The sequence below is a fragment of the Pseudomonas sp. Z5-35 genome, assembly GCF_051131945.1.
Classification (GTDB): Bacteria; Pseudomonadota; Gammaproteobacteria; order Pseudomonadales; family Pseudomonadaceae; genus Aquipseudomonas; species Aquipseudomonas marvdashtae.
Genome location: NZ_CP071640.1, coordinates 704914 through 726573, shown reverse-complemented (window position 1 = coordinate 726573; position 21660 = coordinate 704914). Strand labels below are relative to the sequence as shown.

Sequence of the window (21660 nt, the reverse complement as noted above, 5' to 3'; positions counted from 1 at the left end):
GACCCCTCAGGTGAAACACCACACCAACCCTTGCATTGCCAGCCAGGCGAAGACGCCGGCCAGTACGTCGTCGAGCATGATGCCTACCCCGCCGTGTACCTTGCGATCGATCCAGCGGATCGGCCACGGCTTGAGGATATCGAAGAAGCGGAACACCAGGAAACCCGTCAACAACCAGTACCAGCCTTCCGGCACCAGCCACAGGGTAATCCACATGCCGACCATCTCGTCCCAGACGATGCCTTCATGGTCGTGCACCCGCAAATCATCCGCCACTTTGCCGCACAGCCAGAAGCCGAACAGCATGGTGATGCCGAGCATCAGCCAGTAGCCCCAATCGGGCAACATCTGCCACAACGGTATGAAGGGTAGCGCAACCAGCGAACCCCATGTGCCTGGCGCTTTCGGCAACGTGCCCGAACCGAAGCCAAACGCCAGGAAATGCCAGGGATTACGCCAGACCGAGGGCGGAACGAATTCTGCTGGAACCTGGTTGGGATGATCTGTCACGGTGTCTCCCGAAAATGTTGATAGCCCCGGATTGGCGGGGTGATGTCCTGTCCAAGGCTGTCGAGCAGCATGACGCCCTGCCCCGCCGTGACATTGCCGACCACATGGATCGGCCAGCCTTCGGCCAGGAGTGCCGACAATCGGACCGGCGGCAATGTGAACAGCAACACGTAATCGTCGCCACCGCTCAGGGCGGCGTGTTCTGCGCCCGATTGGCCAAGCAGCGTCACCAGCGGCATGGACAGCGGCAAGCGGTCCCGTTCAACCGTCAGTGCCACGCCGGACGCCAATGAGATATGCCCACAGTCGGCCAGCAGGCCATCGGAAATATCCATCGCCGCGCCGGCCTTGCCTCGCAGCGCAAGGCCCAAGTCGATCTGCGGTCGCGGTGACCAGTAATGTGCCAGCAGCGGCTCGGCAACAGCAGGCTCGGCGCTACGCTCGCCAAGAACCAGCGGCAACGCGCCAGCGGCATTGCCCAGGTCACCGCCGACGCAGAGCAGATCGCCGGGCTGCGCGCCGCTGCGGATCAAGGCCTGGCCGGACGGTACGCGACCGAGCACGGTCAGGGTCAGGCTCAACGGCCCGCGGGTGGTATCGCCGCCGACTAGCGCTACGCCACAGGCCTGGGCCATCTGGTTCAAGCCACAGGCATAAGCCTGCAGCCAATCGGTGGTCACCGTCGGCAAGGTCAAGGCAAGGGTAAAGGCAAGAGGACTGGCGCCCATGGCGGCCAGGTCGCTGACCGCCACGGCCAGCGAGCGCTGGCCGAGCAGGAACGGGTCGCAAGGGTCTGGAAAATGCACACCGGCCACGAGCGTATCGGTGGATACCGCCAGCTGTTCCCCGGGAGGAACGGCCAGCAGGGCGCAATCGTCGCCGATTCCGAGCGCAACGCCCTCGCCGCCTTGCGCACACGCAGCGGCAGCGAAGTACTGACGGATCAGCTCGAACTCACCCATGGGATTTCAAGCGCCAATCAGCGCTTGAACGCCTTCACTTCAGCTTCACGCAGGCGCGGGGCGAGCTTGTCGAGGACGCCGTTGACGAACTTGTGGCCATCGGTGGAACCGAAGACTTTCGCCAGTTCGATCCCTTCGTTGATCACCACGCGATACGGTACGTCGACGCGCTGCATCAGTTCCCAGGTGGACAGGCGCAACACGGCCAGTTCAACCGGGTCCAGCTCATCGATGGTCAGGTCCAGGCAAGGTGCCAGGGCGATATCGATTTCGCTCTTGTGCGCCGGGACGCCATGGAGGATCTCGCGGAAGTACGCACCATCGACATCGCTGAAATCGTTATCGACGCGAAACTGCGCTTCGATCTCGTTCAGCGACTGCTTTGCCATGTGCCATTGGTACAGGGCCTGGGTCGCGAGCTGACGGGCTTCGCGGCGCTTGACGCTTTTCGAAGGTTTACCGGCGTCGGCCGGCTTCGGATCGCGCGGATTGAAACGATCGCTTTCGTCGCTAATCACTTGGCCTCCAACTGCGCCAGCAGGCTGACCATTTCCAGGGCGGACAGGGCAGCTTCGGCACCTTTGTTACCGGCCTTGGTGCCGGAACGTTCGATGGCTTGCTCGATGGAATCAACGGTCAGCACGCCGAAGGCGACCGGTACGCCAAATTCCATGGACACCTGGGCCAGGCCCTTGGTGCATTCGCCGGCCACGTATTCGAAATGCGGAGTACCGCCACGAATGACCGCGCCGAGGGCGATGATCGCCGCATATTCGCCCTTTTGAGCGACTTTCTGCGCAACCAACGGAATTTCGAAGGCGCCAGGCGCGCGGATGATGGTGATGTCGCCTTCGCTCACGCCATGGCGAACCAGGGCATCGACCGCACCGTCGACCAGGCTCTCAACCACAAAGCTGTTGAAACGGCCTACTACCAAAGCGTAGCGGCCTTTGGGGGCGATGAAGGTACCTTCGATGGTCTTCAGGGTCATTCGTCAGATCTCTTAAAGAGCCGGAGCGCGTTCTATACGCACTCCTCAGTGATATTAGTCTCGAATACAACGCTGTGGACTCCGCCATCTCGTTCGCTTGCCACAAATGGATCTAACAAGCCTGAACAACAATCCGGAATCCGCAGGCCATTATTCGGAGGGCACGTATTCTACAACTTCCAGATCGAAACCGGATATCGCATTAAATTTCATCGGTGCACTCATCAGGCGCATTTTACGTACACCCAGGTCACGAAGGATCTGCGAACCGGCACCGACGATGCTGTAGGTGGTCGGTTTTTTCAGCGGTTGCTGCTCGGTGGTTTCGCGGATATGCGCCAGCAGCACGTCGCCGTCGAGCGGGTGCCCGAGCAGCAGCACCACGCCGCTGCCAGCCTCGGCCACGGCGGCCATGGCGGCGCGCAGGCTCCAGCGGCCCGGTTGCTTGACCATCAACAGGTCGCGCAGCGGGTCCATGTTGTGCACGCGAACCAGGGTCGGCTCTTCGGCGCACACGGTGCCCAGGGTCAGCGCCATGTGCACATCGCCTTCCACCGAATCGCGGTAGGTCACCAGGTTGAACTGGCCCAGTTCGCTGTCCAGCGGCTGCTCGGCGATCCGCTGAACGGTACGTTCGTGGATCATGCGGTAGTGGATCAGGTCGGCGATGGTGCCGATCTTGATGTTGTGCTCAGCGGCGAAGGTTTCCAGTTCCGCACGGCGGGACATGGTGCCGTCGTCGTTCATCACTTCGCAGATCACACCGGCGGGCTCGAAACCGGCCATGCGCGCCAGGTCGCACGCCGCTTCGGTGTGGCCGGCGCGGGCCAGGGTGCCGCCGGCCTGGGCCATCAGCGGGAAGATGTGGCCGGGACTGACGATGTCTTCAGCCTTGGCGGCAGTAGCAGCGGCCGCTTGCACGGTTCGCGCCCGGTCAGCGGCGGAGATACCGGTGGTGACGCCTTCGGCGGCCTCGATCGACACGGTGAACTTGGTACCGAACCCGGAGCCGTTGCGCGGCGCCATCAACGGCAGCTTCAGCAGCTCGCAGCGCTCGCGGGTCATCGGCATGCAGATCAGCCCGCGGGCGTGCTTGGCCATGAAGTTGATGTGCTCGGCCTTGCAGCACTCGGCGGCCATGATCAGGTCGCCTTCGTTCTCGCGGTCTTCGTCATCCATGAGGATGACCATCTTGCCTTGGCGGATGTCTTCAACCAGTTCTTCGATGCTATTGAGCGCCACGCGGCACCCCCTTGGGTCAGGATTTGAGGTAGCCGTTGGTGGCCAGAAAGCTTTCGGTGATGTTGCCGCCTTTTTGCGAGGCGCCGGACTCTGCGGCCTTATCGCCCAACAACAGGCGTTCCAGGTAACGCGCCAGCAAGTCGACTTCCAGGTTGACCCGGCGACCCGGCCGGTACGAGGCCATGATGGTTTCGCTCAGGGTATGCGGAATGATCGTCAGCAGGAATTCGGCGCCGTCCACCGCATTGACCGTCAGGCTGGTGCCATCGACGGTGATCGAGCCTTTGTGGGCGATGTACTTGGCGAGTTCTTTCGGGGCGCGGATACGAAACTCCACGGCACGGGCGTTATCGGTGCGCGAGACCACTTCGCCGACACCGTCCACGTGACCGCTGACCAGGTGCCCGCCGAGGCGAGTGGTCGGGGTCAGGGCTTTTTCCAGGTTGACCGGGCTGCCGCTCTTGAGATCGTTCATCGCCGTGCAATCGAGGGTTTCCCGGCTGACGTCCGCCAGGAAACCATTGCCCGGCAGCTCAACGGCGGTCAGGCAGACGCCGTTGACGGCGATGCTGTCGCCGAGTTTGACGTCGCTCAGGTCGAGCTTGCCGGTTTCGACATGGACCCGCACGTCCCCACCCTTGGGAGTGAGTGCACGGATGCTGCCGATGGATTCGATGATGCCGGTAAACATGGAGTCCTCCTCGAGAACGGGCCGCCGCTTGCGCGAAAGCCGGGAATTATACGCTGGCCTGTGGAGCGGGGACGGCGATGACTCGCCAGTCATCGCCCACGGCGCGGATTTCGGTGATGCTAAGTTCCGGCGCGTCTTTGATCTGCTCCAGCGGCCAGTCCAACAGCGGCCGCGCTGAAGAACCGAGGAACTTGCCGGCGATAAAAATCTGGAACTCGTCCACCAACCCTTGCCGGGCGAAAGCCCCCGCCAACCGTGGCCCAGCCTCCACCAGCACCTCGTTGACGCCACGGTTCGCCAGCTCGACCAGCAGGCGCCGCAAATCGACCTGGCCGTCGTCACCCGCGACGATCATGCACTCGGGGCCGTTGGCGTATTGTTCCTCCACCGCCATGCAGGTAGCGACGAGCGCCGGGCCGGCCCTGAAGAAGGCTGCATCCAGCGGCACCCGCAGGCGACCGTCAACCAGCACCCGCAGCGGCGGACGGCTCATGACCAGCGCGGTTTGTTCGGCATCCAAGCCGAGTTCGTCGGCGCGCACGGTCAGCCGGGCGTTGTCCGCCAGCACCGTGTCGGCGCCGGTCAGGACGACGCTGGCCTGGGCTCGCAGGCGCTGCACCGCCGAACGCGCGGCCGGACCGGTGATCCACTGGCTCTCGCCGCTTTCCATGGCGGTGCGGCCATCGAGGCTCATGGCGAGCTTGACCCGCACGAACGGCAGGCCCTGCTCCATGCGCTTGAGGAAACCTTCGTTGAGCTTGCGCGCCTCGCCCTCCAGCACACCGCTTTGGGTGGCGATACCGGCCTGGGCCAGCCGTTGCAAACCACGGCCGGCGACTTCCGGATTGGGGTCCTGCATCGCCGCGACTACCCGCTTCACGCCGGCGTTGACCAACGCATCGGCGCAAGGCGGAGTGCGCCCGTGGTGGCTGCACGGCTCGAGCGTCACATAGGCGGTGGCGCCCCGGGCGTTGTCACCGGCGGCACGCAGGGCATGGACTTCGGCATGGGGTTCGCCGGCGCGGATGTGCCAGCCTTCGCCGACAATCTGCCCGTCCCGCACGATCACGCATCCGACCCGGGGGTTGGGGTGGGTGGTGTAATGCCCGCGCCGCGCCAGTTCCAGGGCGCGGGCCATGTAATGAGCGTCGAGGACGGTCTGCTGTCCGGGGCCGGTCATTCTTTCACCGGTTCGCGGGCCAGGCGGTCGATTTCTTCGCGGAATTCGTTGAGATCCTGAAAGCGCCGGTACACCGAGGCAAAGCGAATGTAGGCAACTTCATCGAGCTTCTGCAGCTCGGCCATCACCAGCTCGCCGACTACCAGGGACTTGACCTCGCGCTCGCCGGTCGCGCGCAGCTTGTGCTTGATGTGCACCAGTGCCGCTTCCAGGCGCTCGACGCTCACCGGGCGTTTTTCCAGGGCGCGCTGCATGCCGGCGCGAAGTTTTTCTTCGTCGAACGGCTGGCGGCTGCCGTCGGTTTTGATCAGGCGCGGCAACACCAGTTCAGCGGTCTCGAACGTCGTGAAACGCTCGCCGCAGGCCAGGCATTCGCGGCGGCGGCGGACTTGTTCGCCTTCGGCGACCAGTCGCGAGTCGATGACCTTGGTGTCGTTGGCACCGCAGAAGGGACAGTGCATGGTGGCAGGCAACAAAAAAAGGGAGGGCCATGGTAGCGCATCCCACTGGCAAGACAAGCCATAGGGTTTACGGTATACAGACGGGCTTACCGTCAGATCCATGGAATTCACCTTGCTGGAGCCACACATGCCGCTACGATCGCTCGTTTTGCTCAGTTTTTTCAGCCTGCTGATGGCGTGCAGCAGCGACGCCCCCAAACCCGCCGCGCCCGCTCCAGCCCCGGCGCCGAAACAGGCCCAGGAAAAAGCCCGGCAGGCCACCGAGCTGGGGCCGTTGCCGGCGCATCAGCGTGAGTTGAGCGGCACCTTGCAAGGCGTGCCGGCCGGGGCTGAAGTTGAACTGGCGCTGCTGGTGATCGACGACAAGGATCGGCCGCAACAACTGCTCGCCAGCTCCAGCCTGATCGGCACCAACCAGGCGCTGCCCTTCCGCTTGCGTTTCAATCCCGAAGCGTTCCCGGTCGGCGCCCGCGTGGAACTGCGCGGTCGCGCCAGCCAATCCGGCCAATTGATCCTGCATCTGCCTGAGCAACGTATTGCCCAACCAACCACCCAGGCCCTGGGCGTGCTGCAATTTGTCAAAGCACCATGATTGCACCGCACGACCTGCAACACGCCTTGGGCGAGTTGCTTGGCGATGCGCGCCTGGTGCCTTGCCCGTTACCCGGCACTGACCTGACGTTATGGCTGATCGACGGCGACAATATGGACCGTGCCTTCAGCTCGGAAGAAACCCAGCGCATCCTCCACGAACCGCCCTACTGGAGCTTCTGTTGGGCCAGCGGCCTGGCGATGGCCCGCTACTTGGCCGAACATCCGCAGTGGGTCGAGGGCAAGCGGGTGCTGGATTTCGGCGCCGGTTCCGGCGTGGCGGGGATCGCGGCGGCCAAGGCCGGGGCGATGGAAGTGGTGGCCTGTGACCTGGATCCGCTGGCACTTGCCGCCGCAAAGGCCAACGCCCTGCTTAATGACGTCACGCTGAATTATTCAACGGATTTTTTCGCCGAAGCCGATCGCTTCGACCTGATCCTGGTTGCCGATGTGCTCTATGACCGCGCCAACCTGCCGTTACTCGACCAGTTCCTCAGCCGTGGCCGCGAGGCCCTGGTGGCCGACTCGCGGGTGCGGGATTTCCAGCATCCGTTGTACCGGCGCATCGAAATGCTCGAAGCCATGACCTTGCCGGACCTGGCCGAGCCCGAGGAGTTTCGGCATGTGAGCCTGTATCACGCCCGTCGCTGACCTCAAGCGCCGCGAGCACCTGGCCTTTCAGCCACCCCACACCAAGCCGTATAGTTGCGCTATTCAAGCGTTCTACGAGATTCCCATGACCCAGGACACGCCCTACATTTTCGACGCAACTACCGCCGATTTCGACCAGTCGGTAATCGCCAACTCCTTCCACAAACCGGTGCTGGTGGATTTCTGGGCCGAGTGGTGCGCACCGTGCAAGGCGTTGATGCCAATGTTGCAAGGCATCGCCGAGGGTTATCAGGGCGAACTGCTGCTGGCCAAGGTCAATTGCGACGCAGAGCAAGACATCGTCGCCCGCTTCGGCATTCGCAGCCTGCCGACGGTGGTGCTGTTCAAGGACGGCCAACCGGTCGACGGTTTTGCCGGGGCCCAGCCGGAATCGGCGGTGCGGGCGATGCTCGAGCCGCATGTGCAGATGCCGCCTCCGGCCGCCGCCGACCCGTTCGAACAGGCTCAGGCGCTGTTCGACGATGGTCGCTTCGCCGACGCTGAAGCCTTGTTGAAAGTGCTCTTGGAAGAAGACAACACCAACGCCAAGGCGCTGATTCTCTATGCGCGCTGCCTGACCGAGCGCGGCGAGCTGGGCGAGGCGCAGACGGTGCTCGACGCGGTGAAAAGCGATGAACACAAGGCCGCCCTGGCCGGCGCCAGGGCGCAGATCCAATTCCTCGGCCTGGCCAAGGATCTGCCGGACGCCGCCGACCTCAAGGCGCGCCTGGCGCAAAATCCGCAGGACGATGAGGCGGTGTACCAACTGGCGATCCAGCAACTCGCCCGCCAGCAGTACGAACCTGCGCTCGACGCACTGCTCAAAGTGTTCATCCGCAATCGCAGCTACAGCGAAGGCCTTCCCCACAAGACCTTGTTGCAAGTGTTCGAACTGCTGGGCAACGACCACCCGCTGGTGACGACCTACCGCCGCAAGCTGTTCGCTGCGTTGTATTGAAGGCTTAGCTGCAAGCGCCAAGCATCGAGCGGCAAGATGATTTCAGCTTGAAGCTTGCAGCTCCTCGCTGCTTTTATCCCACCCAGCTATAGAGCGGCGTATCCCCGCCGCTCAACACCTTGACCTCGGCGCTATGGCGCAGGCGCACCAACAGGCGCTTGCCTGCCGAAGCGCTGCCGGTCAAGCCTTCGAGTTGCTCCAGCAGGTCCGGGCCGCTCAATTGCCCCGCCTTGCGCAGCAATTCCCGGGCGATCTGCCACTGGGTGTCGTCCGGGTTCACTGGTTTGGCCGTCGGATTGGCCGCCGGTGCCGCCGCGCCTTCGTATTTGACCGCTTGCAACTGGGCACCGAGCTGCGCCCAGTCGCCCTCATCCATTTCGATCGACAAGTCCACCGGCCATTCGCCGACGGTTCCGCGTATCCGCAACATCACCGTGCTCCTGAAGATTTCATCTGCGCATGCTCCCATGGGCCTTGCGCGACGCCAAGCAGACGGTCAAACTCTGCGCACTTTCGTTATAAGATTACATAACTTTTCCGGAGACTCGTCATGCGTCGTTTGCTTCTCGCTTTGCCGTTCGCCCTGCTGCCGTTGGCTGTCGCTCACGCGGCCGCCGAACATGATCACGACCATGACCATGAGCACGGCAGCCTCGGTGCCCATGAACACGGCGTCGCTCAGCTGAACGCGGCGCTGGACAGCCAGACCCTGGAGCTGGAACTGGAAAGCCCGGCGATGAACCTGGTGGGCTTCGAACATGCCGCCACCAGCGACGCCGACAAGGCCAAAGTCGCCGCCGTGCGGGCGCAGCTGGAAAAGCCCCTGGCGCTGTTCAACCTGCCGGCCGCCGCCAAGTGCACCGTGGCCAAGCAAGAGCTGGAAAGCCCATTGTTCGGCGATGAGCCGGACCATGAAGACCACGATGAAGACGGCGACGAGCATCACGACGAGCACAGCGAAATCCACGCTCACTACCTTTTCACCTGCGCGGCGCCTGGCGCGTTGAAGAACCTGGACCTGGCGACCCTGTTCAAAACCTTCCCCGCGACCCAGAAAATCCAGGTACAACTGATCAGCCCGAGCGGCCAGCAAGGCGTTGAGGTCACGGCCAAGGCGCCAGCCCTGAAATTCTGATTCACTGCAAGAACCCTGTGGGGAGCATGTTCGCTTCCACAGGGCTCCATTATTTGTTGAAGCGGCAAACATGACCCAAGCACTCATCCAACTGTCCGACCTGGGCTTTAGCTGGCCCGGGCATCCGCTGCTGCTGGATATCCCGGCGTTTCGCCTGGAAGCCGGCGAAACCTTGTTCCTGAAAGGTCCCAGCGGCAGCGGGAAAACGACGCTGCTGGGCCTGCTGGGCGGTGTGCAGACGCCGGATCGCGGCAGTATCCGCCTGCTCGGCCAGGAGCTCACCGAGCTGGGCGCCGGCAGTCGCGACCGCTTTCGCGTGGATCACACCGGCTACATTTTCCAGCAGTTCAACCTGCTGCCGTTTCTCTCGGTGCGCGAGAACGTCGAGTTGCCTTGCCACTTTTCCAAGCTGCGCGCGCAACGCGCCATCCAGCGCCACGGCAGTGTCGACCAGGCCGCCGCCACGCTGCTGGCGCACCTTGGGCTGACCGATTCGAGCCTGCTGGAGCGTCGCGCCGACTCGCTGTCCATCGGCCAGCAGCAAAGGGTCGCCGCCGCCCGCGCCTTGATCGGCCAACCGGAACTGGTGATCGCCGACGAACCGACGTCAGCCCTGGACTACGACGCTCGGGAAAACTTCCTGCGGCTGCTTTTCGCCGAATGTCGTGAAGCCGGGTCGAGCCTGTTGTTCGTCAGCCATGACCAGAGCCTGGCGCCGCTGTTCGACCGCAATCTGTCGCTGGCCGATCTCAATCGCGCCGCCACGCCACTCGAGGTCTGAGATGTATTTGTTCCGCCTAGCCATGGCCAGCCTGGCTAACCGCCGCTTCACCGCGATCCTTACCGCGTTCGCCATCGCCCTTTCGGTGTGCCTGCTGCTGGCGGTGGAGCGGGTGCGCACCGAGGCGCGGGCCAGCTTCGCCAGCACCATCAGCGGCACCGACCTGATCGTCGGCGCTCGCTCAGGCTCGGTGAACCTGCTGTTGTATTCGGTGTTTCGTATCGGCAATGCCACCAACAACATCCGCTGGGACAGCTTCGAACACTTCGCCAACAACCCGAAAGTGAAATGGGCAATCCCCATGTCCCTCGGCGACTCCCATCGCGGCTACCGAGTGATGGGCACCACCGAAGCCTACTTCGAGCATTACCAGTACGGCCGCCAGCAACACTTGGCGCTGGCCGAGGGCCGGGCGTTCGTCACCGATCCATTCGAAGTCGTGCTCGGCGCCGAAGTGGCCGAGGCGCTGCATTACAAACTCGGCGACAAACTGGTGCTGGCCCACGGCGTGGCGGCGATCAGCCTGGTCAAGCATGACGACAAGCCTTTCACTGTGGTCGGGATTCTCAAGCGCACCGGCACGCCAGTGGACCGCACGCTGCACATCAGCCTCGGCGGCATGGAAGCGATTCACATCGACTGGAAAAATGGCGTGCCGGCCCAGGGCAACGGGCGCATCAGCGCCGACCAGGCCCGCAACATGGACCTCACGCCCCAGGCGATCACCGCGTTCATGCTTGGCCTCAACAGCAAGATCTCGACCTTTGCCTTGCAGCGCGAGATCAATGAATTCCGTGGCGAACCGCTGTTGGCCATCCTGCCCGGCGTGGCACTTCAGGAACTCTGGAGCCTGATGGGCACGGCCGAAAAAGCCTTGTTCGTGATTTCGTTGTTCGTCGTGCTGACCGGGTTGATCGGCATGCTCACGGCGATCCTCACCAGCCTCAACGAGCGTCGTCGAGAGATGGCGATCCTGCGCTCGGTGGGCGCGAGGCCGTGGCACATCGCAAGCCTGCTGGTGCTCGAGGCCTTCGCCCTGGCGTTGGCCGGGGTGGTCGCCGGGCTGGCGTTGCTTTACGTTGGCATTGCCGCCGCCCAGGGCTACGTGCAGTCGGCCTATGGCTTGTACCTGCCATTGAGTTGGCCGAGCGAGTATGAATGGACGCTGCTGGCTGGCATTCTGGTCGCCGCCCTGCTGATGGGCAGCGTGCCGGCCTGGCGCGCCTATCGCCAATCGCTGGCCGATGGCCTGTCGATCCGTTTATGAGGACGTTGAAAATGCCCCGCGCCCTGCTTGCGCTGTTGATGCTGGTCGCCCTGCCCTTGTGGGCAGCCGAGCCGAGGAACCTGTCCTGGTCGGAAATGATCCCACCGGACGCGCCGCCGGAAGTGCCGAACATGACACCGCTGCACGACCTGTCGAAGATGAGCGATGCCCTGGCGGCCGAATCCGCGCCTGCGGCCAAGCAGGACCTGCCCAACGCCCCGGTGGTCAAGGCGCTGGACGGTCAGCAGATTCGCTTGCCAGGTTATATCGTGCCGCTGGAAGTCAGCGAGGAAGGCCGCACCACCGACTTTCTGCTGGTGCCGTATTTCGGCGCCTGCATCCACGTGCCGCCACCGCCGTCGAACCAGATCGTGCACGTGAAAAGCGAACTCGGCGTCAAGCTCGACGAGTTGTACCAGCCGTACTGGGTCGAAGGGCCGATGCAGGTCAAGCCGTCCACCAGTGAACTGGCCGATGCCGGATACCAGATGGACGCCGAGAAAATCTACGTTTATGAGCTGCCGGAGTGAGACCGATCCAGTAGCGGCGGTCTGTTCGCATCAGCCTCATCACACTTTCATTGAGCTGAGTCAAAAGACCTGTCCAGACGGCTTCGTACCATGGGACATCCTTTTTTGAATGTTCTCTGGAGCCCCCATGCACAAGTCCTTGCTCAGCGCTTCCCTCGTGGCCCTCGCACTCTCCGCCCCGATGGCCCAGGCCCATACCGCCGGCGATATCATCGTTCGCGCGGGCGCCATCACCGTCAATCCGGATGCCGACAGCTCCAGCGTCAAGGTCGACCGAGGCCCGCTAGCCGGCGCTGACCTGGGCGGCAAGGCAACCATGAGCAGCGACACTCAGTTGGGCCTGAACTTCGCCTACATGCTCACCAACAACTGGGGTATTGAGTTGCTGGCGGCTTCGCCATTCGAGCACGACGTCAAAATCAAAGGCACCGCCCTGGGCGCGGCCAATAACAAGCTCGGCACCCTCAAGCACCTGCCGCCAACCCTGAGCGTGGTTTACTACCCGCTCGACGCCAAGTCGGCCTTCCAGCCTTACGTCGGCGCCGGCATCAACTACACCTGGATCTACGATGAACACGTCGGCAGCGAAGCCAGCGCCAACGGCTTCAGCAATTTCCGGGCGAAAAACAGCTGGGGCATGGCGTGGCAAGTCGGTGCCGACTACATGCTGACCGATAACATCATGATCAACGGCCAGGTCCGCTACATCGACATCGACACCACGGCCTATGTCGACAACAACGCCGTGGCCGGCGGCACCCGGGCCAAGGTGGACGTCGACGTGGACCCGTTCGTCTACATGGTGGGCTTGGGCTACAAGTTCTAAGCCTGCGCAATTGCCAGGTGACAAAAAAGGCGCCTCGAAAGGCGCCTTTTTTTTTGGCCGATGGAAACTCAGCGCCCCAGCAACCGCGCCAGCCCCACACTCATTGGCGTCTGCGCTGGCAATTGGAAACGCTCCAGCAACCGACGGTTATCGGCCCGCGAATGACGAATGTCGCCGGAGCGCGCCGGGCCATAGCTGATCGTCGGCAAGTCACCCACGACCTCGGCCAGGGCCTGGAGCATCTGCTTGAGATTGGTGGCCTGGTTCCAGCCGACATTCACCGCGCCTGCGTCCACCTCAGTTTTTTCAATGGCCTGCACCAGCACGTCCACCAGGTCTTCGACATAGACGAAATCGCGGGTCTGCTCGCCATCGCCGAATACGCTGATCGGCAAGCCTTTTTGTGCCCGTTCGCTGAAGATGCTGATCACCCCGGAATAGGGCGAAGACGGATCCTGGCGCGGGCCATAGATATTGAAGAAACGGAACACCGCCGGTTCCAGGGCATGCTGGCGCCGGTAGAAATCCAAGTAGAACTCGCTGGCCAGTTTGTCTGCCGCGTAAGGCGTGAGCGGCGCCTTGGGCGTCTCTTCATCGATGGACTGGCCTTCGCCGTTATTGCCATAGACCGCCGCGCTGGAGGCGAACAACACACGCTTCACACCGGCCTGGCGCATGGCCTCGCAAACGTTCAAGGTGCCGATGAAATTGCTCTGGTGCGTGCGCACCGGGTCATCCACCGACGCTTGCACCGAAGCCACGGCCGCCAAGTGCGCCACGCCACTGCAACCGAGCATGGCCCGGGCGAGCAGCGCGGCATCGGCGACATCGCCCTCGATCAGTTCGAGCGCGGGGTTGTCCAGCGGCAGGTTGCTGCGCTTGCCGGTAGACAAGTCGTCAAGGATGCGCACCGAATGCCCCTTGGCGAGCAACGCGTCGGTCAGGTGCGAACCAATGAAACCCGCGCCGCCGGTGATTAAAACAGGGCCTTCAGCCATGGCGATAAAACCTATCCAGTAAGCCCGGGAGGGCCGCGCGCCAGGCGCGGGGCTTGATCCCGAAGGTGTGCAGAATTTTCTTGCAGGCCAGGACCGCGTGCTGCGGTTCTTCCGCCGCGTCCGGCCTGGCGGCGTGGGCCTGGGGTGTGGGCGACTCGATGGCCAGCGGATGCAGTGCACGGGCTTCGGTGAGGATCGCCTGGCCCAGCGCCAGCGGCGTGGTCGCCTCGTGGCCAGCGTAGTGATAAGTGCCCCACAGCGGCGCCGCACAGTCGAGTTGCTTGAGCACCGAGATGATCACCCGCGCCGCGTCGTCGACCGGTGTCGGATTGCCCCGACGGTCGTCGGCCAGCAGCAGCTCTTCGGGCTGCTCGGCCCGAGCGAGGAACCGTCCGAGGATGCCGTCGGCGCTATCGTCCAGCAGCCAGCCAAAACGCAGCAGCACATGTTGCGGGCAGGTGGCGCGCACGCTTTGCTCGATTCGCCACAACGCCTGGCCACGCAGGCCCAGGGGCACGGGCTCGTCTTTTTCGCTGTAGGCAGTGGCGCGGGAGCCATCAAACACGCGGTAGCTCGACGGTTGCAGCAAGACGATATTGTGATGCTGGCACAGTTCGGCCAGGCGCTCGACCGCCCGCTCCTGGCTGGCCAGGCGCTGCTCGCTGACAGCCTCGGCCTGGAACCAGTCGAAGTAGTACGCCAGGTTGATCAAGGCGTCCGGCCGGGTGTCGTCGAGCAGTTGAGTCAGGCTCGCGGCATCCCAGCCGTCTTCGGGTGGGCGGGGGGCAAGAAAACCGATGTCTTCTTCTGCACCGAGGCGAATCAGCGCCTGCCCAAGGGCATTTCCGCCGCCCAATAACATAAGGCGCATTCGCATAAAGTCAGCAGGCCCAGTCTGTTGGCACAAGAATTTGGTCGACAACGCCCGTGGGCGTCGCCGGAATCGTTGCATTTTGCGGGTTTAGTGCGCAACCGTCATCCGTAAAGTGCAGATCGGTGGGTTTGTGTGACCCTGGGAGGCAATGAAGGCCTCAAGCGGTACTTGCATCTTCCCCGCCCCACCCGCATAACTTGCACCATGAATTCACCCCTTGCAGCCGACCACGCGATGGCAGGCTTTCACCCCGCCGTTCGCGCCTGGTTCAGCCAGACATTTGCGGCGGTCACGCCCGCCCAGGCCCGAGCATGGCCGTTGATCGGCGAGCGCCGTTCGGTGTTGGTCGCGGCGCCCACGGGCTCGGGCAAGACCCTCACCGCGTTTCTCGCGGTGCTCGATGACTTGGTGCATCGCGGCCTGGAACAGGGTGGCCTACCGGACCAGACCCTGGTGGTTTATGTCTCGCCGCTGAAGGCGCTGAGCAACGATATCCAGATCAACCTGCAGAATCCACTGGCCGGTATCACCGAACAATTGCGCCGGATGGATTTGCCGCCCCTGCACATCACCACCGCCGTGCGCACGGGTGATACGCCGCAAAAAGAACGCTCGGCGATGCGCAAGACGGCGCCGCACATCCTGGTGACCACCCCCGAATCGCTTTATGTGTTGCTCGGCTCCGATTCCGGCCGGCAGATGCTCGCCAGCACCCGCACGGTGATCGTCGATGAAATCCACGCGATCGCCGCCAGCAAGCGCGGCAGCCACCTGGCCCTGAGCCTGGAACGGTTGCAAGCGCTGTGCGCCGAGCCGCTGGTGCGCATCGGCCTGTCCGCCACGCAAAAACCCATCGAGGCGGTGTCGCGCTTTCTCGTGGGCCATGGCCGAACCTGTGAGATCGTCGACATCGGCCACGCCCGTCCGCGAGACCTGGACATCGAAGTGCCGCCGGTGCCGCTCTCGGCGGTGATGGCCAACGACGTGTGGGAACTGGTCTACAACCGCCTCGCCGAGTTGGCCCGGGAACACCGTACGACGCTGGTGTTCGTCAACACCCGGCGCCTGGCCGAACGCCTGAGTCGTCACTTGAGCGAGCGCCTGGGCAAGGACGCCGTGGCCGCACACCACGGCAGCCTCGCCAAGGAGTTTCGCCTGGACGCCGAACAACGTCTCAAGCGCGGCGAACTGCAAATCTTGATCGCCACCGCGTCCCTGGAGCTGGGCATCGATATCGGCGATGTCGACCTCGTTTGTCAGATCGCCTCGCCCCGCTCGATCTCGGCGTTCCTGCAACGAGTTGGCCGCTCCGGTCACCAAGTCGGCGGCACGCCCAAGGGTCGCCTGTTCGCCACCACCCGCGACGACTTGATCGAATGCGCCGCACTGCTCGATTGCGTGCGCCGTGGCGAACTCGACATCCTGCACATCCCCAAGGCGCCGCTGGACGTGCTGGCCCAGCAGATCGTCGCCGAGGTCAGTTGCCAGGAATGGCAGGAGCAAGCGCTGCTGGCGATGTTTCGCCGCGCCTCACCCTATGCCGAATTCGACGAGGCGCATTACCAGGCGCTGCTGCAAATGCTCGCCGAAGGCCTTAATGGCAGGCAGGGCGTGCGCAGCGCCTACCTGCACCGGGACGCCGTGACACGGACCTTGCGCGGTCGTCGGGGCAGCAAGCTGACGGCCGTGACCAGCGGCGGGACGATTCCGGACAACGCCGACTACAGCGTGCTGCTCGAACCCCAGGGCCTGAACATCGGCAGCGTCAACGAGGACTTCGCGGTCGAGAGCATCGCGGGCGATGTGTTCCAACTGGGCAATACCTCTTATCGCATCATCCGCGTAGAAACCGGTCGCGTGCGGGTCGAGGATGCCCAGGGCCAGCCGCCGACCATTCCGTTCTGGCTCGGCGAGGCCCCGGGGCGCAGCGCCGAGTTGTCCCTGGCCGTCGCCCGCCTGCAAGCCCAACTGGACCAGCTGCTCGGCGCCACGCCGGGCAACCTGCAACCGGCCCTGGACTGGCTGACCGGCACCTTGCAACTGAACCTCGCCAGCGCCGAACAATTAATTAATTACCTGGCCCCGGCGCGCCTGGCCTTCGGCGCCTTGCCGTCCCAGGAAACGCTGCTGATGGAGCGCTTCTTCGATGAGTCCGGCGGCACGCAACTGATCATCCACACGCCGTTCGGCAGCCGGATCAACCGCGCCTGGGGCCTGGCGCTGCGCAAGCGCTTCTGCCGCACCTTCAACTTCGAACTGCAGGCCGCCGCCAGCGAGGATGCCATCGTGCTCTCGCTGTCCACCAGCCACAGCTTCGAGCTGGACGAGGTCTGGCGCTACCTCAACAGTCACAGCGCCGAGCAGATTCTCGTGCAAGCGGTGCTGGATGCGCCGCTGTTCGGCGTTCGTTGGCGCTGGAACGCCGGCGTGGCCCTGGCCTTGCCGCGCTATACCGGCGGGCGCAAAGTCGCCCCGCAGATCCAACGCATGAAAAGCGAAGACCTGATCGCCAGCGTCTTCCCCGACCAGATCGCCTGCCTGGAAAACCTCGCCGGCGAGCGCGAGATTCCCGACCATCCGCTGGTTGAACAAACCCTGGACGATTGCCTGCACGAAGCCATGGACAGCGAAGGCTGGCTGGCCCTGTTGCGGCGCGTGGAAGCAGGCGAGGTTCGCCTGATCAGCCGCGACCTCCCGGCGCCCTCGCCCCTGGCAGCGGAAATTCTCAGCGCCCGGCCCTACACCTTTCTCGACGACGCACCGCTGGAAGAGCGCCGCACCCAAGCGGTGATCAACCGCCGCTGGAGCGATCCACAGTCCACCGACGACCTGGGCGCGCTTGACGCCGATGCCATCCAGGCCGTGCGGGACGAGGCCTGGCCGACGCCGACCAACATCGACGAAATCCATGAAGCACTCATGAGCCTGGCGTGCATCGCCGACAGCGAAGCCAGCGCCGAGCCGGCGTGGCTGGATGGGTTGCGGACCCTGGCCGAGCAGGGTCGCGCCAGTCATGTCGAGATCAGCGACGAACGCGGCCTGTGGGTGCCGCTGGAACGGCTGACTTGCCTGCAAGCGATTTATCCACAGGCCCAATGGCAGCCAGCGCTGACACCGCTGCCAGGGTTCGATGAACAGTGGAACGCCGACGACGCCGTAGTGGAAATACTCCGTGCGCGGCTCAGTGCCTTTGGCCCGCAGCCGTTGACGGCGATTGCCTACCCGCTGGGGCTGTCACCGGCACAAGCGACCCAGGCCCTGGCCCAGCTGGAACAGCAGGGGTACGTGTTGCGCGGGCGGTTCACGCCGGGCACCGGCCAGGAAGAATGGTGCGAGCGGCATCTGTTGGCGCGTATCCACCGCTACACCGTCAAGCGTCTGCGGCGGGAAATCGAGCCGGTGATGTTGCAAGACTTCATGCGATTCCTGTTCGATTGGCAGCACCTTTCGCCGTCGGCCCAGGGCCGTGGCAGCGCCGTGCTGCCGTCGATTGTCAGCCAGTTCGAGGGCTACCCGGCCGCCGCCTCGGCCTGGGACAGCGACTTGCTCCCGGCACGGGTCAAGGATTATTCGCCGAGCTGGCTCGACGAACTCTGTCGCAGCGGCAAGTTCGTCTGGACGCGCCTCAGTGCCCGCCAGAAGCTGGCCGCCAGCGCCTTGCGCAGCACGCCGATTGTCTTGCTGCCACGCGCCAGGGTCGCGCTGTGGAGCAACCTGACCGAGCAGACGCCGGTCAGCGAACTGTCGCCCAAGACGCAGAAAGTCCATCAAGCCCTCAGCGAACATGGCGCGCTGTTTTTCGATGAGCTGCTGCACGAAGCCCACCTGCTGCGCAGCGAACTGGAAATCGCCCTGCAGGAACTGGTGGGCGCGGGCCGGGTGAACGCCGACAGCTTCGCCGGGCTGAGGGCGTTGATCACGCCTGCCAGCAAGCGCCAGGCCCGTAGCAGCCGGCGCGGGCGTGGGGCGTTTGTCGGCGGCATGGACGATGCCGGGCGCTGGGCCTTGTTGCGCCGCAGCTCACCCGCCCCAGCGCCGGATAACCGGCCCTCGCCGACGCCGCCCGAGACTCTGGAACACATCGCCATGACCCTGTTGCGCCGCTACGGTGTGGTGTTCTGGCGGCTGCTGGAGCGCGAAGCCGATTGGTTGCCGAGCTGGCGTGAACTGCTGCGCACTTTTCATCGCCTGGAAGCACGGGGCGAGATTCGTGGCGGGCGTTTCGTCAGCGGGCTGGCCGGCGAACAGTTTGCCTTGCCCGAAGCCATCCCGTTGCTGCGCGAAGTACGCCGCCGCCCCACCGATGGCAGCCTGGTCGCGGTATGCGGCGTTGATCCGCTGAACCTCGCCGGGACTTTGCTGCCGGGGACGAAAGTACCGGCGCTGGTGAGTAATCGACTGGTATACCGCGATGGGTTGCCAGTGGCGGCGCAGATTGCCGGCAAGGCGCAGTTTTGGGCGGAGCTGGATGCCCAAGTGATGTCTGAGATTCGCACCAAGCTGATTCAACACCATTAACCAGAAACGCAATAACCCGTGGCGAGGGAGCTTGCTCCCGCTGGGCTGCGTAGCAGCCCCAACGCTCTCGGCACACTATCCAAGTCTGCTCAAAAGCGACGACTGCTGCGCAGCCGAGCGGGAGCAAGCTCCCTCGCCACAGTTATCGGGCAGGCTGGTCGGACGGCTTCGATGACTCCTCCGGCGAAGGCGGTGAGTGTTCAGCTTGCGTATCCCACCGCTTGGGCAACATCACCTGCTGTGGATAAGTCTGCGCGAAATGCACCGCAGGGTCGTTATCCACAAGCTTTTTCAGTCGTTGGTTGAACGCCCGGCTGACCGCGTATTGTCCGCCCGACACGGTGCGGAACTGGGCCGTCAGTACCACGCCGTTGAGGTCCATCCTGTCCACCCCGAAAACATCCAGTGGCCCTTGCAAATTGAACTTGAGAAACGGGTCTTCGGAGATCGAATCCCCGGCTTCGCGGATCAATTCAATGGCGCGGTCCACGTCGGTGTCATAGGTGAACTGCACCGAGAAAAACGCAAAGGCAAATTGCCGGGACTGATTGGTTACGGCCTTGATCTGGCCGAACGGCACCGAATGCACGAAGCCCTTGCCGTCGCGCAGGCGCAGGGTGCGGATGGTCAGGCCCTCCACGGTGCCGGCATGGCCGGAGCTCAGCACGACCCAGTCGCCGATGGACAGTGTGTCTTCAATGATGATGAACAGCCCGGTGATGACGTCCTGCACCAGTTGCTGCGAACCAAAGCCGATCGCCAGCCCCACCACGCCGGCACCGGCCAGCAACGGCGCGACGTTGATGCCAAGGTTGGCCATGGTGGTGATTGCGCAGATCACCACCAAGATGATTTTCGCGGCGTTGCGCAACAACGGCAGGATGGTCTTGACCCGAGTGCTGGGTTGGCGGGCGCCGCGCTTGTTGAGCGGCGGCTTCAAGGCTTCCTGGATCGCCGTATCAAGTACCACCCACATCAGCCACGTCACCAGGAAGATCAGGCCGATACGGCTCAAGGAATCGCTGATTGCCCGGCCAAGGGCATTGCGCGAGGCGAACTCGAACAGGGAAATGCCCCAGATCCGTCCTAGGATCTCTATGAACGCCACCGCCATGACGATGCGCAACAACGCGTGCAGCAAGCTCAACAGTCGCCCCTTGTAAGCGCTGTTGCGCTGGATGACCTCGGCCTTGGGGGATTTGAAAATGTGCTGGAACACGGTGCTGAGGAACACCGTCGCGATCAGCAGGAGGGTGGTGAACAAGGCGCAACGCAGGGCTTTCTGATTGTCTTCGCCGACGCCGATCAGGCTCACCGCCGAGACCAGCACCATCAGCAGGATCGGCCAGTACCAGAGCCCGGAAAAAATCCGCAGCGATTCCTGCAACGCCGGCTGTTTCAGGCGTTGGGCCAGCGGGCGGTTGCGGATTAGATGGGCCACCGGTCGGCGCATGTGAATCACTAGCCAGCCGAAAATCATCGAGGCCGACAGCCCGGTAAATACCGCGACGCTGCTGGTGATGTTGCCACCCAGTTGCCGAGCGATCTGCGGGCTGGTCAAGGCATCGCTGAGGGCAGCCAGAAAACCGATCATGAACAGCGGCCGCGGACTGAAACGCCGAATCATCGCTACCGCCCGCCGTTTGTGGCCGGCGTTGAACATGACGATCACGCAGAGCAACACCGAGGTCGAGACGATGCCGCTACTGGTGGCGTAGGCAAAGCACAGCGCCAATGCCCGGCCGACCGAAACCTGCAGGAAATGGCTGACATAAAGGGTCAACGGCAGGCAAGCCACGGCCGGCAAAGTATAGGGCAGCAGGTAACCGAGCAGGTCTCGCACACGCTGGCGGGTGCGCAACCAGCGGCGACGACCCAGGCGCCGCACCAGCAATCGCGCGCTGGCCCAGATCAGCGCAAACGCCCCTAGCCAGACGCCTGAAAGCAGGAGGAAATCCCCCGCCACGCGCCAGGTGGAACGAGAGGTCTGGTCCACCAAGCGATCCACTTCGTCCGCCGCCCGGTCCGCACGCAGGCGCCAGGCATCGACCAGGCTCTGGTTGAGGTCGAGTTTGTCCTGGACATCGTCGATGCTCGAACTGATCGCCCCGAGCAGACCGCCCTGTACCAGCGGCTCGGGTTCGGCGGGGGCCTCGCTGGGCGCGGAGGTGCCAGGGACAGCGGCGGTCCCGTAGGCGCTGGTACCGGTCAACGTCAACAAGGCCAGCAGCAATGCAGTACTCAATCGAGACAAAACGCGAGGCTCCTTCGGGCAGGGTCGGTAAGGAACTGATCGATAATGGGCCGGCAAGTTCGCTCGGAAGGCCAATACAAAACCTTGTGGCGAGGGAGCTTGCTCCCGCTGGGGCGCGCAGCGGCCCTGTTTTTTGGGGCTGCTGCGCAGCCCAGCGGGAGCAAGCTCCCTCGCCACGGGTTCACTGCCGCCGGGCACTCCAGCGAAACTTTCCAGCCCGCGCGGCAGTCATCAAAAGAC

Annotated in this window: 21 protein-coding genes; 9 read left to right on the top strand and 12 right to left on the bottom strand. The window is 63.7% G+C overall.

Features of this window, described 5'->3' with window-relative positions; genetic code table 11:
* Positions 1-6: 6 nt before the first annotated feature.
* The 8 genes from J3P95_RS03490 to nrdR form a co-directional block, all read right to left on the bottom strand.
* Complete coding sequence (locus J3P95_RS03490) at positions 7-510, bottom strand: phosphatidylglycerophosphatase A family protein (protein ID WP_434560702.1); 504 nt, start codon at positions 508-510, stop codon at positions 7-9.
* Positions 507-1472 carry a thiamine-phosphate kinase gene (gene thiL, locus J3P95_RS03485; RefSeq protein ID WP_434560700.1) on the bottom strand — a complete coding sequence of 322 codons (966 nt, stop codon included), beginning with the start codon at positions 1470-1472 and terminating at the stop codon, positions 507-509. The genes J3P95_RS03490 and thiL overlap by 4 nt, the downstream gene beginning before the upstream one ends.
* Before the next feature lie 17 nt (positions 1473-1489).
* The gene (nusB, locus tag J3P95_RS03480; protein WP_434560698.1) at positions 1490-1990 is read right to left on the bottom strand and encodes a transcription antitermination factor NusB; all 501 of its coding nucleotides are present in this window, start codon (positions 1988-1990) and stop codon (positions 1490-1492) included.
* Entirely contained in the window at positions 1987-2463 is a 477-nt protein-coding gene (gene ribH / locus J3P95_RS03475; RefSeq protein WP_181288414.1) for a 6,7-dimethyl-8-ribityllumazine synthase, read from the bottom strand. Before ribH ends, nusB begins: the two co-directional genes overlap by 4 nt.
* A gap of 150 nt (positions 2464-2613) precedes the next feature.
* Positions 2614-3705: a bifunctional 3,4-dihydroxy-2-butanone-4-phosphate synthase/GTP cyclohydrolase II gene (gene ribBA / locus J3P95_RS03470; RefSeq protein WP_434578703.1), complete on the bottom strand. Its 1092-nt coding sequence runs from the start codon at positions 3703-3705 to the stop codon at positions 2614-2616.
* A 16-nt stretch (positions 3706-3721) separates the two neighbouring features.
* A complete protein-coding gene (locus J3P95_RS03465; RefSeq protein ID WP_434578705.1) occupies positions 3722-4396 on the bottom strand; it encodes a riboflavin synthase in 675 nt (224 codons plus the stop codon).
* A 46-nt stretch (positions 4397-4442) separates the two neighbouring features.
* Complete coding sequence (gene ribD, locus J3P95_RS03460) at positions 4443-5576, bottom strand: bifunctional diaminohydroxyphosphoribosylaminopyrimidine deaminase/5-amino-6-(5-phosphoribosylamino)uracil reductase RibD (RefSeq protein WP_434578707.1); 1134 nt, start codon at positions 5574-5576, stop codon at positions 4443-4445.
* The gene (gene nrdR / locus J3P95_RS03455) at positions 5573-6037 is read right to left on the bottom strand and encodes a transcriptional regulator NrdR (protein WP_013694316.1); all 465 of its coding nucleotides are present in this window, start codon (positions 6035-6037) and stop codon (positions 5573-5575) included. Before nrdR ends, ribD begins: the two co-directional genes overlap by 4 nt.
* Positions 6038-6164: 127 nt before the next feature.
* Between nrdR and J3P95_RS03450 the strand changes: the two genes are divergently transcribed.
* The 3 genes from J3P95_RS03450 (at position 6165) to trxA (ending at position 8237) form a co-directional block, all read left to right on the top strand.
* Entirely contained in the window at positions 6165-6629 is a 465-nt protein-coding gene (locus tag J3P95_RS03450; protein WP_434560690.1) for a YbaY family lipoprotein, read from the top strand.
* On the top strand, positions 6626-7279 hold the full coding sequence (locus tag J3P95_RS03445; protein ID WP_434578709.1) for a class I SAM-dependent methyltransferase: 654 nt from the start codon (positions 6626-6628) through the stop codon (positions 7277-7279). The genes J3P95_RS03450 and J3P95_RS03445 overlap by 4 nt, the downstream gene beginning before the upstream one ends.
* An 85-nt stretch (positions 7280-7364) precedes the next feature.
* Positions 7365-8237, top strand: coding sequence for a thioredoxin (trxA, locus tag J3P95_RS03440; RefSeq protein ID WP_434578710.1), 873 nt, complete (start codon positions 7365-7367; stop codon positions 8235-8237).
* 73 nt (positions 8238-8310) lie between these two features.
* On the opposite strand, the gene J3P95_RS03435 is transcribed toward trxA, so the two are convergent.
* Positions 8311-8667, bottom strand: coding sequence for a hypothetical protein (locus J3P95_RS03435; RefSeq protein ID WP_434560684.1), 357 nt, complete (start codon positions 8665-8667; stop codon positions 8311-8313).
* 120 nt (positions 8668-8787) lie between these two features.
* On the opposite strand from J3P95_RS03435, the gene J3P95_RS03430 reads away from it, so the two are divergent.
* The 5 genes from J3P95_RS03430 (at position 8788) to J3P95_RS03410 (ending at position 12776) form a co-directional block, all read left to right on the top strand.
* Entirely contained in the window at positions 8788-9372 is a 585-nt protein-coding gene (locus J3P95_RS03430) for a DUF2796 domain-containing protein (RefSeq protein ID WP_434578712.1), read from the top strand.
* Positions 9373-9442: 70 nt separating this feature from the next.
* Positions 9443-10153 (top strand): ABC transporter ATP-binding protein, encoded by a 711-nt coding sequence (locus J3P95_RS03425; protein WP_434578714.1) that lies wholly within the window; start codon positions 9443-9445, stop codon positions 10151-10153.
* A gap of 1 nt (position 10154) precedes the next feature.
* The gene (locus J3P95_RS03420; RefSeq protein ID WP_434578716.1) at positions 10155-11420 is read left to right on the top strand and encodes an ABC transporter permease; all 1266 of its coding nucleotides are present in this window, start codon (positions 10155-10157) and stop codon (positions 11418-11420) included.
* A gap of 11 nt (positions 11421-11431) precedes the next feature.
* A complete protein-coding gene (locus J3P95_RS03415; RefSeq protein ID WP_434560676.1) occupies positions 11432-11950 on the top strand; it encodes a DUF3299 domain-containing protein in 519 nt (172 codons plus the stop codon).
* Positions 11951-12077: 127 nt separating this feature from the next.
* Entirely contained in the window at positions 12078-12776 is a 699-nt protein-coding gene (locus J3P95_RS03410) for an OmpW/AlkL family protein (RefSeq protein ID WP_434560674.1), read from the top strand.
* Positions 12777-12844: 68 nt separating this feature from the next.
* Here J3P95_RS03410 and J3P95_RS03405 read toward each other — a convergent pair whose 3' ends face one another.
* Together J3P95_RS03405 and J3P95_RS03400 are read right to left on the bottom strand one after the other, a co-directional pair.
* Complete coding sequence (locus J3P95_RS03405; protein ID WP_434560672.1) at positions 12845-13774, bottom strand: NAD-dependent epimerase/dehydratase family protein; 930 nt, start codon at positions 13772-13774, stop codon at positions 12845-12847.
* Positions 13767-14651, bottom strand: coding sequence for a sugar nucleotide-binding protein (locus J3P95_RS03400; protein ID WP_434560670.1), 885 nt, complete (start codon positions 14649-14651; stop codon positions 13767-13769). The genes J3P95_RS03405 and J3P95_RS03400 overlap by 8 nt, the downstream gene beginning before the upstream one ends.
* Before the next feature lie 201 nt (positions 14652-14852).
* On the opposite strand from J3P95_RS03400, the gene J3P95_RS03395 reads away from it, so the two are divergent.
* Complete coding sequence (locus J3P95_RS03395) at positions 14853-19166, top strand: DEAD/DEAH box helicase (protein WP_434578719.1); 4314 nt, start codon at positions 14853-14855, stop codon at positions 19164-19166.
* 142 nt (positions 19167-19308) lie between these two features.
* Here J3P95_RS03395 and J3P95_RS03390 read toward each other — a convergent pair whose 3' ends face one another.
* Positions 19309-21420 (bottom strand): mechanosensitive ion channel family protein, encoded by a 2112-nt coding sequence (locus J3P95_RS03390; RefSeq protein ID WP_434578720.1) that lies wholly within the window; start codon positions 21418-21420, stop codon positions 19309-19311.
* Between the last annotated feature and the right edge of the window lie 240 nt (positions 21421-21660).

Bases quoted from the DNA above. Each gene is read 5' to 3' on its own strand.
- thiL (WP_434560700.1), bottom strand. From the start codon at position 1,472: ATGGGTGAGTTCGAGCTGATCCGTCAGTACTTCGCTGCCGCTGCGTGT.
- ribH (WP_181288414.1), bottom strand. From the start codon at position 2,463: ATGACCCTGAAGACCATCGAAGGTACCTTCATCGCCCCCAAAGGCCGC.
- J3P95_RS03465 (WP_434578705.1), bottom strand. From the start codon at position 4,396: ATGTTTACCGGCATCATCGAATCCATCGGCAGCATCCGTGCACTCACT.
- ribD (WP_434578707.1), bottom strand. From the start codon at position 5,576: ATGACCGGCCCCGGACAGCAGACCGTCCTCGACGCTCATTACATGGCC.
- nrdR (WP_013694316.1), bottom strand. From the start codon at position 6,037: ATGCACTGTCCCTTCTGCGGTGCCAACGACACCAAGGTCATCGACTCG.
- J3P95_RS03450 (WP_434560690.1), top strand. From the start codon at position 6,165: ATGCCGCTACGATCGCTCGTTTTGCTCAGTTTTTTCAGCCTGCTGATG.
- J3P95_RS03445 (WP_434578709.1), top strand. From the start codon at position 6,626: ATGATTGCACCGCACGACCTGCAACACGCCTTGGGCGAGTTGCTTGGC.
- trxA (WP_434578710.1), top strand. From the start codon at position 7,365: ATGACCCAGGACACGCCCTACATTTTCGACGCAACTACCGCCGATTTC.
- J3P95_RS03435 (WP_434560684.1), bottom strand. From the start codon at position 8,667: ATGTTGCGGATACGCGGAACCGTCGGCGAATGGCCGGTGGACTTGTCG.
- J3P95_RS03430 (WP_434578712.1), top strand. From the start codon at position 8,788: ATGCGTCGTTTGCTTCTCGCTTTGCCGTTCGCCCTGCTGCCGTTGGCT.
- J3P95_RS03425 (WP_434578714.1), top strand. From the start codon at position 9,443: ATGACCCAAGCACTCATCCAACTGTCCGACCTGGGCTTTAGCTGGCCC.
- J3P95_RS03420 (WP_434578716.1), top strand. From the start codon at position 10,155: ATGTATTTGTTCCGCCTAGCCATGGCCAGCCTGGCTAACCGCCGCTTC.
- J3P95_RS03415 (WP_434560676.1), top strand. From the start codon at position 11,432: ATGCCCCGCGCCCTGCTTGCGCTGTTGATGCTGGTCGCCCTGCCCTTG.
- J3P95_RS03410 (WP_434560674.1), top strand. From the start codon at position 12,078: ATGCACAAGTCCTTGCTCAGCGCTTCCCTCGTGGCCCTCGCACTCTCC.
- J3P95_RS03405 (WP_434560672.1), bottom strand. From the start codon at position 13,774: ATGGCTGAAGGCCCTGTTTTAATCACCGGCGGCGCGGGTTTCATTGGT.
- J3P95_RS03400 (WP_434560670.1), bottom strand. From the start codon at position 14,651: ATGCGAATGCGCCTTATGTTATTGGGCGGCGGAAATGCCCTTGGGCAG.
- J3P95_RS03395 (WP_434578719.1), top strand. From the start codon at position 14,853: ATGAATTCACCCCTTGCAGCCGACCACGCGATGGCAGGCTTTCACCCC.